A 12,985-nucleotide genomic window follows, 5' to 3' on the forward strand; every position below is an offset into this window, starting at 1 on the left:
GAAGCTAGAAGCTAGAAGCTAGAAGCCAAGAATGATCCTGCCCCTAGGTTTTTTCTTCAAGGCGCGCAGCGCCGGTCTTCTAGCTTCCAGCCACGTAGTGGCGCTCTTCCAGCTTGCGGTTAGCCGCGTAGCGCCGCTCTTCCAGCTTCCCGCTCTTATCCCAGGTCGATACACAGGTACTTGGTTTCCAGGAATTCCTCCAAGCCCTGATGACCGCCCTCGCGGCCCAGCCCGGACTCCTTGACCCCACCGAACGGTGCCGCGGCATTTGAGATCATCCCGGTGTTGATACCAATGATGCCGTATTCCAGTGCCTCCGAGATATGCCACACCCGGCCTAGATCGCGCGAATAGAAATACGCAGCCAAGCCGAACGGCGTGTCGTTGGCCATCGCCACGGCGTCCTGTTCGTCATCGAAGGGGAACACCGCGGCCAGCGGGCCGAAGGTTTCCTCCTGGGCCACCAGCATTTCGCCAGTCGCATTGTTGATCAGCGTCGGCGTGAAGAAATTGCCACCCAGCGGGTGCGGATGCCCGCCCAGCAATAGCTCGGCGCCCTTATCCACCGCATCACGAATATGCTTGGAGACCTTCTCCACGCCATTGTCGTCGATCAGCGGACCGATATTGATGCCTTCCTCGGTGCCATCGCCGACATGCAGTTCACTGTTCATCGCCGCCGCCAGCTTTTCACAGAAGGCATTGACCACGCTCGACTGCACCAGAAAGCGATTGACGCAAACGCAGGTCTGGCCGGCATTGCGGAACTTGGAGGCCATGGCGCCTTCCACGGCGGCATCGAGATCGGCGTCCTCAAAGACGATGAACGGCGCGTTGCCGCCCAGTTCCAGGGAGATTTTCTGGATATGCCGTGATGCCTGCTCCATCAAGGAGCGACCCACTTCGGTGGAACCGGTGAAGGTGATCTTGCGCACCATCGGCGACTCGGTGAGCGCGCTGGCGATCTCGCTGGCGCGCCCCGGCACGACGTTGAATACGCCACGCGGCACACCGGCACGCTCGGCCAGCAGCGCCATCGCGGTCGCCGAGAATGGCGTCTGGCTGGCCGGCTTGACGACGATCGGACAACCCGCCGCCAGTGCCGCGCCGACCTTGCGAGTAATCATCGCCGCCGGGAAATTCCATGGCGTGATGGCACCGACCACGCCCACTGGCTGCTTGGTGACGACGATACGTTGATTGCCCTTCGCGGCGGGAACGGTCTCGCCGTAGACACGCCGCGCCTCCTCGGCGAACCAGCGCAGGAAACTGGCGGCATAGACGATCTCGCCAGCGGCCTCCTTGAGCGGTTTGCCTTGTTCAAGGGTCATGATCATGGCCAGTTCGTCCTGATGTTCGTGCATCAGGTCATGCCATTTCATGAGGATATCGGCGCGCTCCTGGGCAGTCAGGGCACGCCAGGCGGGGAAGGCCGCCTCGGCCGCGGCAATCGCGCGTTCCGTCTCGACCCGACCGAGGCGCGGCATGCTACCGATGATTTCACCGGTGGCGGGATTGTCGACCTCGATCTGTTCACCACTGTCGGCCGCGACCCAGCTACCGTCGATATAGGCGAAAGGACGAAACAGGGGACAATCTTGCAGGGATTCCATGGCGCTCTCCTTCCATGCAAGCGGCTGCCTTTGGCTACCGCTCAGGCTGTCGCCCGGACGTTCACGCTGCCGGGCACGACGTTGTAATGTAATTGAGACACTCGAGACTCAGTTTCAGGCCCAGGCGCGGACTCTACCAACAAGGATAGCCCAGCGACGATCACGGCCAGAGCAATCGCCGCCCAGCAAAAGCCGCGCCCCTGATAACGCTCGGGATCACTGCGAATCCGGCGCAGGCCCAGCAGCGCGAAGATCGTCGCCATCAGCCCCAGCAGTGGCGCCAGCATATCGAAGAACAGGCTGAGCATCGCCGTGACCACGGCCGCAATGGCCCAGTTGGCATAGCGACGCGACACTTGATCGTTCTCGCTGCGATCGCCACCCGAGGGCGGCTGTGTGCCGGTTGAGTCGCGCTTTCTCATGCTATCGATCTTTCCTTTCCATGCTAGGGCCTTTACCGCCCGGGCACCAACCCATGCGGGGCGATTTCACCCAGGGGCGCTCGTCTCGGCGAAAAAGCGCATCAGTGGCCGTTGACCAGCATCAGAAACTCCTGGCGAGTCGGCTGGTTCTCGCGAAAGCCGCCCAGCATCACCGAACTGGTCATGCTGGAGTTCTGTTTTTCGACGCCGCGCATCATCATGCACATGTGCTTGGCTTCGATGACCACCGCCACACCACTCGCCTGGGTGACCTGCTGCACCGCCTCGGCGATCTGCCGGGTAAGATTCTCTTGAATCTGCAAACGCCGAGCGTACATATCGACGATACGCGCGAACTTGGATAGCCCCAGCACCTTGCCCTTGGGCAGATAGGCGATATGGCACTTGCCGATGAAAGGCAGCATATGATGTTCGCACATCGAGTAAAGCTCGATGTCCTTGACCAGTACCATCTCGTCGGTCTCGGAGGCGAAGACCGCGCCATTGACCAATTCCTCCAGCGTCTGGCTGTAACCGTGAGTCAAAAACTGCATCGCCTTGGCGGCGCGTTTGGGCGTATCGCGCAGCCCCTCTCGGCTGGGGTCCTCCCCCAGGCCAGCGATAATCTCACGATAATGATTGGCGAGTTCTTCGGTCATCGGTTCAGCCTATATTCTTGAGGGCTCAATGCGGTTCACTGCGGCCCGTCCCGCAGCAAGCTGACGATTCTAGCGCAGTCCACCGCGAGACGCAGCGTTGCGTCCGTCGGACTGCTTGGTACTGGCGACATCGTGTCGCGGTCACTGCAACTGCCGCCACCAAGCTGCTTATGATACTGTGCAGCGCATTCCAATCGCGTAATTTGCGGACACCAGAATCCTTGTCGAGACCGACGGACATGCTCAAGACACTCGCCTGCATCCTGCTGGCCGGACTGGCGATACCGGCGCTGGCACAAACCACACTCAGCCTGCCCGCCGAGGCGCGAGTCGACGTGCAGGTAATCGATAGCGTCACCCTGAACCAGAACACGCCAGAACTGGCGAATGTGTTGTTGCGTCCGGTAGCGCGAATAGGCTCCAGCGCCACTCATCGCCTGCCCGATTACTGCCTGATCACCGCCGATGCGCGACTCGTCGATCAAGGCATGCGGTTATCCACCAACACGGTGACCTGCATCGAAGCCGAGGGCGACAATCGTGCCATTTTCAGCGGCGAACTTTCCGCTGCGGCCTTCGAGCGTGATGGCGGTTTCGGACTCGATGTTTGTACCGAGCGACGCGATGGCCGCTGCACGAGTGCCACACTCGAACCATCCCACGCCTTCCAGTTGAGCATCGGTCGCGACACCGAGATCGCCGAACTGGACAACCCCGCCGAGGAGATCAACGAGCAACGCCGCAGCGCCGCTGGCGAATAAGCCTCGACCGGCACGTTATCGACCCCAAAAAGAAGCCGCTTTCTCAGGCCAGCCAGCGTGGCTTACCCAACACCACCCGCTGCTGCTCCAGCGTGCGGATATGCTGATCCCAGTAGTCTTCGCTGGCGACCCAGGGAAAGGCGCGCGGAAATGCCGGATCTTCCCAGCGCGCCACCAGCCAGGCGCTATGGCGCATCAGCCGCAGCGTGCGCAGCGGCTCGATCCACTCGAGCTGGCGCCGGTCGAAATCGCAATGCTGCTCATACCCCTCGAGCAACTCCGAGAGCTGCATCTGTAGCTCCTGATCGTCCTGCGCGGTGAGCATCATCCACAAATCCTGCACCGCTGGCGCCATGCAGCAGTCATCGAAGTCGACCAGCGTGAAATCTTCATCGCGGCCCAGAATGTTGCCCAGATGACAATCGCCATGCACGCGAATATTGGCATCGCCGGGCCAGGCGCTGGCACTCAGCATCTCCTGCAATGCCCCGCTCACCCGCTCGTAAGCCTGACGCTGACGGCGACTGAGCCAGGTTCCAGCCAGCACCCGCTCGCGGCTGGTGGCCGCCATGCAAGCCGGCTCCATGATTTCTCGCGCGCTGAAGGCATGACGTCGCGAGATCGCGTGCAGCCGCCCGATCAACTCGCCGAGCGCGAATAGATGCGCGGGGTTCTCGAGCTCCGGCGCCTGGCCGGGCACGTGCGGAAACAGCGCGAAACGAAAGCCGTAGGCTTGATGCAGGCTTTCGCCCGTCTCGTTGCGCCAGGGTGCCGATACCGGCACATCGGCAGCGGCCAATTCGGCGAGAAAGGCATGCTCTTCACGGACCTGCGCCTCGCTCCAGCGATCCGGGCGATAGAACTTGACCACCCAGCGCCGTCGGTCGTCGTCGCTGATCAGGAAAACCCGGTTCTCGTAGCTGTTTAGCGCGAAGGGTTCGCCGGGCAGCCACAGGCCCAGGGCCTCGACAGCAGCGACGATACGCGCCGGAGTCAGGCTTTCGAAAGGATGTTGATTGGCGGCCATGAGCGGTCCTTGATAATCGATGGCTGCATGCTAGCAGATCGCGCCCGCACCCGTGGTGCTCTATACGAGGTGCCCATGCTAGCTCTACGCAAGCGGGGTACGCGCCACCGCCCACGCCTCGACTTCCTCGGCTCCGGCCACCAGGCAGGCCCCGGCGAGTGCCGCCAATGACGCGCCGGTGGTCATGATGTCATCGACCACGGCGACTCTAGGCGGCAGTTGCGCATCGACGACGAAAGCCCCATGCAGATTGCGCCGCCGCGCCTGGCGATCCAGCCCCCGCTGGGTCGGCGTCTGGCGTATGCGTCGGGCGGTAAAGCAGGGTAATTCCAGTTGCCGGGCCAGGCGCGTCGTCAGCCATTCGGCCTGATCGAAGCCACGCTCGCGGGCGCGATCGGCATGACGCGGCAACGCAAGCAACGCCTGCGGAAGTTCGCTGCGCTGCAATCCTGCCAGCGACTCCTGCATCAGCGTCACCAGTACCGTACCGGCACGCGGCTCGGCCAGAAACTTGAAGCGCTGCATCAGCGCAGCGACTTCGCCTTCGTAGCGCAAGCCGACGCGTGAACGCACGAAAGGCGGTGGGTGGCGCAGGCAGCGCCCGCATGCGCCGGGAACCGCCTCGGGTTGCGGCTGCGCGCATTGCACGCAGGCAAGTCGATTCCATGGCAACGACGCGAAACACGCCGCGCACCAGGGCTCGCCCGCCGGTGCCGCGGCAAGACAGAACGCACAGGGCCCTGGCAAGGCTCTGCGCAGGACGCGGTCAACTTTTCCCAAGCCCTTGGTTGACATGAAGCTCCCGCCGTTTAGTATTCGGTTAACTTTTTATAATTTTAAAGTTTACTGATTGCCGACCGTGAGTCCCAGCCATGCCCCTGACCCATCCAGCCCCCGTTCGCCACGACTGGACGCTCTCTGAAATCGAAGCGCTGTTCGCCTTGCCCTTCAACGATCTGCTGTTTCAAGCGCAACGGGTCCACCGGGCACACTTCGACGCCAATGCGGTCCAGGTCTCGACCCTGCTGTCGATCAAGACCGGCGCCTGCCCCGAGGATTGCAAATACTGCCCTCAATCCGGCCACTACAATACCGGGCTGGGCAAGGAGAAGCTGCTCGAAATCGAGAAAGTCGTGGAACAGGCCCGCGCCGCCAAGCAGGCCGGTGCCAGTCGTTTTTGCATGGGCGCCGCCTGGCGCAGCCCGCGTGAACGCGACTTGCAGGTGGTGCTGGAGATGGTTAGCCGGGTCAAGGCACTAGGGCTCGAGACCTGCATGACCCTGGGCATGCTTGACGACACACAGGCCTCACGCCTGGCCGATGCCGGGCTCGATTACTACAACCATAATCTGGACACCTCGCCGGAATTCTACGGCGACATCATCACCACACGCTCTTATGCCGACCGCCTGGATACGCTGGCCAGCGTGCGCCAGGCCGGTATGAAAGTGTGCAGTGGCGGCATTCTCGGCATGGGTGAGGCGCCTCGCGACCGCGCCGCCTTGTTGCAACAACTGGTCAGGCTCGAACCGCATCCCGAGTCGGTACCGATCAACAGGCTGGTCAAGGTGCCCGGCACGCCGCTGGAGAACATCGACGACCTCGACCCACTGGAATTCATTCGAGCCATCGCCGTGGCGCGCATTCTGATGCCGAAGAGCCACGTTCGCCTGTCGGCCGGACGCGAACAGATGGACGACTCGACCCAGGCGCTGGCGTTTCTCGCCGGCGCCAACTCGATCTTCTACGGCGATAAGCTGCTGACCACCGAAAACCCGCAGGTGGAGCGCGACCGCGCGCTGTTCGCACGCCTCGGTCTGCACCCCGAGCAGATCGAGACCTGCGCCGACGAAGCTCAGCAGCAAGCGGCACTCGATGATGCGCTAAAGCGCCAGGCGCAGCCGCCCGCCAGTGCACTGTTCTATGATGCGGCCGTAGCCGCGACCAGCGCCAACTGAACATGTGGCAAGAAATTTTGGCAGCACGACTCGATGACCAACGGCGATGCGGGCTATGGCGTCGGCGCGCGACACTGTCGCCGTTGCCCGGCCATCGAGTCGATGACGGCCAGCGCGGTATGCATGATTTCGCCGGTAACGATTACCTGGGAATGGCGCGCGACCCACGCCTGGCCGAGGCCCAGGCCGAAGGGGCTCGCCGCCATGGCGCGGGCGCCGGCGCATCGCACCTGGTCAGCGGCCACTTCGGCCCCCATCACGCCCTCGAGGAACGCCTCGCGGCGCTGACCGGGCGGCCTAGGGCGCTGCTGTTTTCCACCGGTTACATGGCCAACCTAGGTGCGCTCACGGCGCTCTGTGCGGGCAACGTTCAGGTTTACCAGGACCGCCTCAACCATGCCTCGCTACTCGACGGCGCCAAGCTGGCCGGCGCGCGCGCGCGACGTTTTCATCATCGCGACCTGGACGATCTCGAACGCCTGTTGTCCCGCACTTCGGACGACACGCCACGGTTGGTGGTCAGCGATGGCGTATTCAGCATGGATGGCGACATCGCCGATATCGCCGGCCTGGCCGATCTCTGCCAACGCCACGCCGCCTGGCTGATGATTGACGATGCCCATGGCCTCGGCGTGCTCGGCGAACACGGTGACGGCTGCGTGGGCAGGCGCTTTTCCAGCGAGCGGGTGCCGGTCCTGATCGGCACACTCGGCAAGGCGCTGGGCAGTAGCGGCGCCTTCGTCGCCGGCGATGAACAAGTAATCGATACTCTGACACAGTTCGCTCGCCCGTATATCTACACCACCGCGCAGCCCCCCGGCATTGCCTGCGCCACCCTGCGCGCGTTGGAACTGCTCGAAACCGAGCCCGAAAGACGCATCCGCCTGCACGGACATATCGCCTACTGGCGAAGCCAGGCAACCGCCCTGGGCCTGCCGCTGATGCCCTCGCCAACGCCTATTCAACCGCTGTTGCTCGGAGACAGCGAGCGCGCCATGCGTTGGGGCCGGGCGTTGCGCGAGCGCGGCTTTCTGGTCGGTGCCATCCGCGAACCCAGCGTACCCCATGGCCAGGCTCGCCTGCGTATCACCCTCTCGGCGGCGCACGAACGCCAGGCCATCGACGATCTGCTCGCCGCCCTCGGCGAGCTGGCGATGGCCGATGCCGTTGCCCCGGAACGCCAATCATGACGCATCTGGTCTTGCTCTCGGGATGGGGAGTCGCTGCACGCATCTGGCGTCCACTGGATCGCCACTGGTCCACGGATATCACCATCACCGCGCCGGATTGGCCCGGCTATGGCGGTCGCGCGCCGCTTCACGAGCCCGATCGGCTTGACGCCTTGACGGCGGCAATGAGCGGCGAGCTTCCCGAAGATGCCGTGTGGGTCGGCTGGTCGCTCGGCGGGCTGCTGGCGGCCAAACTGCTCGAGCACCTCCCCGCGCCACGTGCGCTGATACTGCTCGGCATGAATGCGCGTTTTACCGTTGATGCCACTGCCTCGGCGGGTGTCACCGCGAATGAACTGAGCACTTTCCAGCGTGCGTTTGAGCGCGCACCCGAGAAGACCTGGCGCCATTTTCTGCGCTGGCAACTGGCCGGCGAGCCCGACTCGCGCAGCGCGCGTCAGCGCCTCGAAGACCTGTTGGGCCTGGATGACCTACCGGCTGATAAGGCAACACTCGCTAGCGGTCTGAAGCAGCTCGCCACGCTGGATATCAGTCATTCACTGGCAAGCGCGGCCTGTCCGATCATGCGTATTCGCGGCAGCGACGACCCGCTGCTTCCACCAGCGGATGGCCGCGAACACGCGGTGATCGCCAATGCTGGGCATTGCCCACAGCTTAGTGCGTCGGCTGAACTGGCAAGACGGCTAAGCGATCTTGCTTGCTACCCGGCCCAATACAACGACACTCCGCGGGAGGCCCAGAATGGCTGCTGAGCCCGCTTTGTCGACCAAGCAGACATTCCAGCCACCTGCCTCACACGACGTCAACTACCACTGGCGTCGTCGCGTGGCGCACGCTTTCAACCGCGCCGCGCCGCGCTATGCCGAGTTGGCCAGTGCCCAGCAAGCGATGGGCAACGACTTATGGCGGCGCCTGCCCGCCCAGGCCACCTCGATTCTCGACCTGGGCTGCGGACCGGGCCATTGGACCGCACGGCTATCGCAACGTTACGGCGTGACCGCCATGGGCCTCGATCTGGCGCCGGGCATGCTTGAAGAGGCATGCCGTCGGCATGGTAATCGGGGGCACTGGCTGTGCGCCGATGCCGCGGCATTGCCCATCGCCAGCCGCAGTATCGAGCTGGTGTTCTCCAATCTGGCCATCCAGTGGTGTCGGGACCCCGCCGCCGTATTCGCCGAGCTGTATCGAATCTTGACTCCCGGCGGTCGCGCGCTGATCAACACGCTGGGGCCGGGCACGCTGGCCGAGATCACCATGGCCTGGTCGCGCCCCGCTCGTCCCGCCGCCGTGGAAGGCTTCGTCGATGTCGATACGCTGCGTCATGCAGCTCATGAGGCTGGATTCCAAGTGCTCCAAGATAGCGTGGCCGAGCGCTTTTACTATCCCGATCTCGCCGCGGTCATGGCCTCGATCAAGGGCGTCGGCGCCCAGGTTGCCCGTGATGGCGCTCTTCTGACACGCCGCGACATCGCCCATGCCGCACGGCGTTACGAGAAGCTGCGCGAATCAGCCGGGCTTCCTGTGACTTACCAGCGTCTGACATTCGAATTGATAAAATAAGGAGCCACCGCGCATGCGCCGCTATTTCGTGACCGGCACCGACACCGATGCCGGCAAGACGCTAGTCGCCGCCGCCATGCTCGCCAAGGCACGACGACGGGGCTTGACCACGCTGGGCCTGAAGCCGGTGGCCGCCGGTTGTGAACACACGCCAGACGGCTTGCGCAACGCCGACGCGCTGGCCCTGCAGGCATTCTCATATCCCGGGATCGATTACACCGTCGTCAACCCGATCGCACTCAAACCACCTATCGCCCCACATCTCGCGGCCGCTCGCGCCAACTGGACGATCCGGCTGGCGCAATTGCACGATCTCGTGGCGGCTGCAATGCGAGAGCCGCGTGACTTGACGCTGATCGAAGGCGCCGGCGGTTGGCGAGTCCCGCTCAACGACGATGAGGACCTGAGCGGCCTGGCTGGGCGCCTCGATCTGCCGGTGATCCTGGTGGTGGGCCTACGGCTGGGTTGCATCAACCACGCACGCCTGACCCTGGAGGCAATCCGCGCCGAAGGGCTCGCCGTCGCCGGCTGGGTCGCCAGCCAGGTCGACCCCGAGTTCGCCGAGCGTGAAGCCAATCTGGCGACGCTAAGAGCCCACCTGCCCGCGCCCTGCCTCGGTGTCATTCCCTGGCTCGGTGATAACGGCGACGACTTGGTGCTCGCCGAGCGTGCCGCTGACTATCTCGATCTGCCCGGCGATTGACTTGGCGGGCGGCGTCCGTACAATACGCTCGGTCCTGCCCCATGCGGATGTGGTGGAATTGGTAGACACGCTAGATTTAGGTTCTAGTGCCGCAAGGCGTGGGAGTTCGAGTCTCCCCATCCGCACCATACAGCTTAACCTAGCATCATCTGACCTGCCCTCGAAGTCCAGAAAGCCGCACCACTACGGGCCTTCCTTTCACCTGACTTAATCCGAGCTACACGCAATAGCGCTTTGCTCGGTGTACACCCACGTGTACCCTAAAGTTCGTGGGTACATGGGGTACAAGCGTTGGGGAACGCTCATCATGAAACGATCGCAGATAAAGCGGCGGCCGCTGGCCGATACTGTGCTGGCCTCGCTCGAGCCGGAAGCCAGCGACTACCGCGAGCTGGACGGGAACGGGCTTTATTTCCGGGTCCGCAAGAACGGCTCCAAGTCATGGAACCTCCGCTACAAACGTCCGAACGGCAAGTGGGCATGGCTCGGGCTGGGTGGCTTCCCGGCCGTCTCCGGGAAGGCAGCAAGGAAGGAAGCTCAGCGGCTGAATGACATTGCCGCTGACGGCATCGACCTGGCGGTGTACAAGCAAGGTCTACAAGAACAGCACCTGTTCGCGCCAGCCGCCGAGGACTGGTATCAGGCGAAGGTCAACGCCGGGCGCGCCTTCGGGACCACTCGGCAGATGCGTCTCTACCTGGACAGCGACATCCTGCCGGCGATCGGGAAGAAGGCTCTCGGTGCCGTGACCCGGGCAGACTGCACAAAGATTCAGGAAGGCCTCGAGAAACGCGGCGCGCACAACGTGGCGAAGAAAACCCGCTCGTGGATCAACCAGATCTTCTCGCGCGCTATCGCTCAGGGGAAGTGCGAGCTCAACCCGGCCTCGGAACTGAAGCACATCGCCGCCGAGGCCCCGCAGACGACCCACTACCCTCACCTGCTGGAACCTGCCTTCCCGGAATTCCTGCACGCCCTGCGCGGCTCCCGCAGCCGGATTATCTCGATCACTGCTGTGTGGCTGGTCCTGCGCACGGCGTCGAGGCCGGGCATGGTGCGCCTGGCTGAGTGGTCGGAGATCGATCTCGATGAAGCCCTATGGTCGATCTCAGCCGAGAAAATGAAGATGCGACGCGACCAACTGGTACCACTCTCCCGCCAGAGCGTCGAGGATCTGCGCCTGCTGCACGAAATCACCGGCCGCAGCAAATGGGTATTCCCTGGCAACGGCCCGAAGAATCCAACGCTCAGCGAGAACACCATCAACAAGGTGATCGCCATGGTCGGGTACAAGGGGAAGCTCGTTGGCCACGGCTCACGCCACACCGCGTCGACGCTTCTGCGTGAGCACGGCTGGCATAAGGATCTTGTCGAGGCCCAACTGGCTCATAAGGAGAAAGGCGTCGCCGGCATCTACAACCAGGCTGCCTATATCGGCAAGCGCCGGACAATGATGCAGTGGTACAGCGACTATCTGGATGCGCTCGAGCATGGCATGACCGATGAGCAGCGGAAGCGGTTCTCAAGTCAGGTGATTGGCATGGCCTTGGCGCAAGATTGATTCATCGGGAAGGGATGCGGTTATGTGGACTGAGATCGCTTGGGGGCTGATAGGCGTACTGGTCGGCGGCCTGATTGGTCACCGGCTAGCTATCGGGCGGGACAGAAGGAAGGAGCGTAACGAAGTCAGGGAGCCTGTATGGGTTGCTTTGAACGAATCCGTGTCAGACAGAAATCCATACAGATTTGAACCGGCACGCCTTCCCAAGAAAGCTATGGTCCAGGCATATCGCGCGCGTGTTGGTGATCGCGAATTCAGTCATTTTGAGGATATGCTAAAGGATCTTCAAAATTTCGTCAGTGAGAACGGCAGTTCCGACGGCTTCGGTGGCCGAATATTCTCGCCGGACTATTACAGGGAACTTCATCGGAAGGTTGATAGGTTACTGAGGCACACTAGGCAACGGTAAGAACCTAGCTCCCACTTACTTAGTGGATTCCGCTGTGGCGCGGTAGCAGGACAGCGGATTTTGAATCCGTTTTAGAGGTAATCCATGGCCGCGCTTGCTACGGGCTTTTCTACCTCTAACAGCAACTTACGGCCTTCCGCTCTTCGCACTGGTTGCGCCCAAGCTCTGTCTTCTGCGACCAAACTGCGACCACATCTTCCTTCCATCGCTCCATTACGATATTTTTACTCGGGCTCGCTGAGCGTACAGCCATTGGCTGTGTTGTGCAGTCGGGTGCTGCCGCCAACGCGACTGCTCGTAAACTGCAATAGGCAGCAGGTCTGGGCCCCCTTCCCGGCTCTCCAAGAGACCTAGGGGAAGTTGAAGAGGGATGCGCATGCAAATGCCCGAATCAACGCGCTCAGGTGGTCTGATCCTTAAGGCTGGTGCTTTCGTCACCATCTTTCAGGCTCTTGCTTCTACGCTTCCGGCGTGGGGCGCGGTTCTGATCGCCATGGTTGTCGTTGTTACTTTGCTGAAAGTGTAAGGCCTTCAGCCCCGCCCAGCTCTGCTGGGTTGGGGCTCCTAACACACGCCGATGATGGCGGCATAGCCCTGTTTATACAGCATCAAAGCCGCACAAACCGCGCCATTGCTGGCCTGATCAAGTAGTTAACCACTCCTCCAAACACGTCGAATAGCATGAAATGGCGTCCGGTTTGCCCCATTTTTGCCCCATAGGTGGCACGGGCATGGCGATCAACTTTCCGGAGGCACGTTGTGCCGGTGGGCAGCGAGCTATCTGGCGCAGTGGATGTCGGGCCTTCCTTCGCCAGTAGAGAACTCCAGGATAAAAGGCAGGGATAGGTGTTTCGCTAAAGTTTCTGGGTCGATGGCCGATATATCTTTTTTAGTCAGCACATGCTGCCTAAAGCCTATCAAGAAAGTACGCAAGGGACTGGATGAGAAAATTACTTGTTACAACCACCCTCACAGCGCTGTTGGTGTCCATCACTGCTTGTGCAACTCATACGGTGCCATCAGAGATGACCCGAGGAAGCGGCCCATCTAGGTTCTCAATAAATCCTGGTGATAGCGTCGAAGCGATGCAGTATGCATGCGCGTCGGATATGCTGATAGCGT

13 protein-coding genes and 1 tRNA gene are annotated in these 12,985 nt (G+C 62.2%); 9 read left to right on the forward strand and 5 right to left on the reverse strand.

Going from position 1 to position 12,985, the window contains the following annotated elements; translation table 11 throughout:
- Positions 1 to 155 precede the first annotated feature (155 nt).
- The 3 genes from BLR92_RS12440 to folE form a co-directional block, all read right to left on the reverse strand.
- Positions 156 to 1,613, reverse strand: a complete 1,458-nt coding sequence (locus BLR92_RS12440) for an NAD-dependent succinate-semialdehyde dehydrogenase (protein WP_089729030.1) — start codon at positions 1,611 to 1,613, stop codon at positions 156 to 158.
- 41 nt (positions 1,614 to 1,654) lie between these two features.
- On the reverse strand, positions 1,655 to 2,035 hold the full coding sequence (locus BLR92_RS12445) for a DUF4190 domain-containing protein (RefSeq protein WP_089729033.1): 381 nt from the start codon (positions 2,033 to 2,035) through the stop codon (positions 1,655 to 1,657).
- A gap of 101 nt (positions 2,036 to 2,136) precedes the next feature.
- Positions 2,137 to 2,694 (reverse strand): GTP cyclohydrolase I FolE, encoded by a 558-nt coding sequence (folE, locus tag BLR92_RS12450; protein WP_089729035.1) that lies wholly within the window; start codon positions 2,692 to 2,694, stop codon positions 2,137 to 2,139.
- 239 nt (positions 2,695 to 2,933) lie between these two features.
- Here folE and BLR92_RS12455 point away from each other — a divergent pair, with 239 nt between their 5' ends.
- Positions 2,934 to 3,455 (forward strand): hypothetical protein, encoded by a 522-nt coding sequence (locus BLR92_RS12455; RefSeq protein ID WP_089729037.1) that lies wholly within the window; start codon positions 2,934 to 2,936, stop codon positions 3,453 to 3,455.
- Between the two features lie 43 nt (positions 3,456 to 3,498).
- Here the strand turns inward: BLR92_RS12455 and BLR92_RS12460 are convergent, their stop codons facing one another.
- Together BLR92_RS12460 and BLR92_RS12465 are read right to left on the reverse strand one after the other, a co-directional pair.
- The gene (locus tag BLR92_RS12460) at positions 3,499 to 4,482 is read right to left on the reverse strand and encodes a serine/threonine protein kinase (RefSeq protein ID WP_089729039.1); all 984 of its coding nucleotides are present in this window, start codon (positions 4,480 to 4,482) and stop codon (positions 3,499 to 3,501) included.
- A gap of 84 nt (positions 4,483 to 4,566) precedes the next feature.
- Positions 4,567 to 5,277, reverse strand: a complete 711-nt coding sequence (locus BLR92_RS12465; protein WP_245704200.1) for a ComF family protein — start codon at positions 5,275 to 5,277, stop codon at positions 4,567 to 4,569.
- A 77-nt stretch (positions 5,278 to 5,354) separates the two neighbouring features.
- Here BLR92_RS12465 and bioB point away from each other — a divergent pair, with 77 nt between their 5' ends.
- The 8 genes from bioB (at position 5,355) to BLR92_RS19740 (ending at position 12,389) form a co-directional block, all read left to right on the forward strand.
- The gene (gene bioB / locus BLR92_RS12470; protein ID WP_089729041.1) at positions 5,355 to 6,440 is read left to right on the forward strand and encodes a biotin synthase BioB; all 1,086 of its coding nucleotides are present in this window, start codon (positions 5,355 to 5,357) and stop codon (positions 6,438 to 6,440) included.
- Positions 6,441 to 6,442: 2 nt separating this feature from the next.
- Positions 6,443 to 7,630, forward strand: a complete 1,188-nt coding sequence (bioF, locus tag BLR92_RS12475) for an 8-amino-7-oxononanoate synthase (protein WP_089729043.1) — start codon at positions 6,443 to 6,445, stop codon at positions 7,628 to 7,630.
- Positions 7,627 to 8,382, forward strand: coding sequence for an alpha/beta fold hydrolase (locus BLR92_RS12480; RefSeq protein WP_089729046.1), 756 nt, complete (start codon positions 7,627 to 7,629; stop codon positions 8,380 to 8,382). Before bioF ends, BLR92_RS12480 begins: the two co-directional genes overlap by 4 nt.
- Positions 8,372 to 9,190: a methyltransferase domain-containing protein gene (locus BLR92_RS12485; protein WP_089729048.1), complete on the forward strand. Its 819-nt coding sequence runs from the start codon at positions 8,372 to 8,374 to the stop codon at positions 9,188 to 9,190. The genes BLR92_RS12480 and BLR92_RS12485 overlap by 11 nt, the downstream gene beginning before the upstream one ends.
- Before the next feature lie 13 nt (positions 9,191 to 9,203).
- Complete coding sequence (gene bioD, locus BLR92_RS12490) at positions 9,204 to 9,893, forward strand: dethiobiotin synthase (RefSeq protein ID WP_089729050.1); 690 nt, start codon at positions 9,204 to 9,206, stop codon at positions 9,891 to 9,893.
- A gap of 43 nt (positions 9,894 to 9,936) precedes the next feature.
- Positions 9,937 to 10,021 (forward strand) — tRNA-Leu (locus tag BLR92_RS12495).
- A gap of 179 nt (positions 10,022 to 10,200) precedes the next feature.
- Positions 10,201 to 11,454, forward strand: coding sequence for a tyrosine-type recombinase/integrase (locus tag BLR92_RS12500; protein WP_089729052.1), 1,254 nt, complete (start codon positions 10,201 to 10,203; stop codon positions 11,452 to 11,454).
- A 785-nt stretch (positions 11,455 to 12,239) separates the two neighbouring features.
- On the forward strand, positions 12,240 to 12,389 hold the full coding sequence (locus BLR92_RS19740; RefSeq protein ID WP_175488806.1) for a hypothetical protein: 150 nt from the start codon (positions 12,240 to 12,242) through the stop codon (positions 12,387 to 12,389).
- The last annotated feature ends 596 nt before the right edge of the window (positions 12,390 to 12,985 follow it).

The sequence above is a fragment of the Modicisalibacter muralis genome, from assembly GCF_900102945.1.
In the GTDB taxonomy this organism is placed as follows: Bacteria; Pseudomonadota; Gammaproteobacteria; order Pseudomonadales; family Halomonadaceae; genus Modicisalibacter; species Modicisalibacter muralis.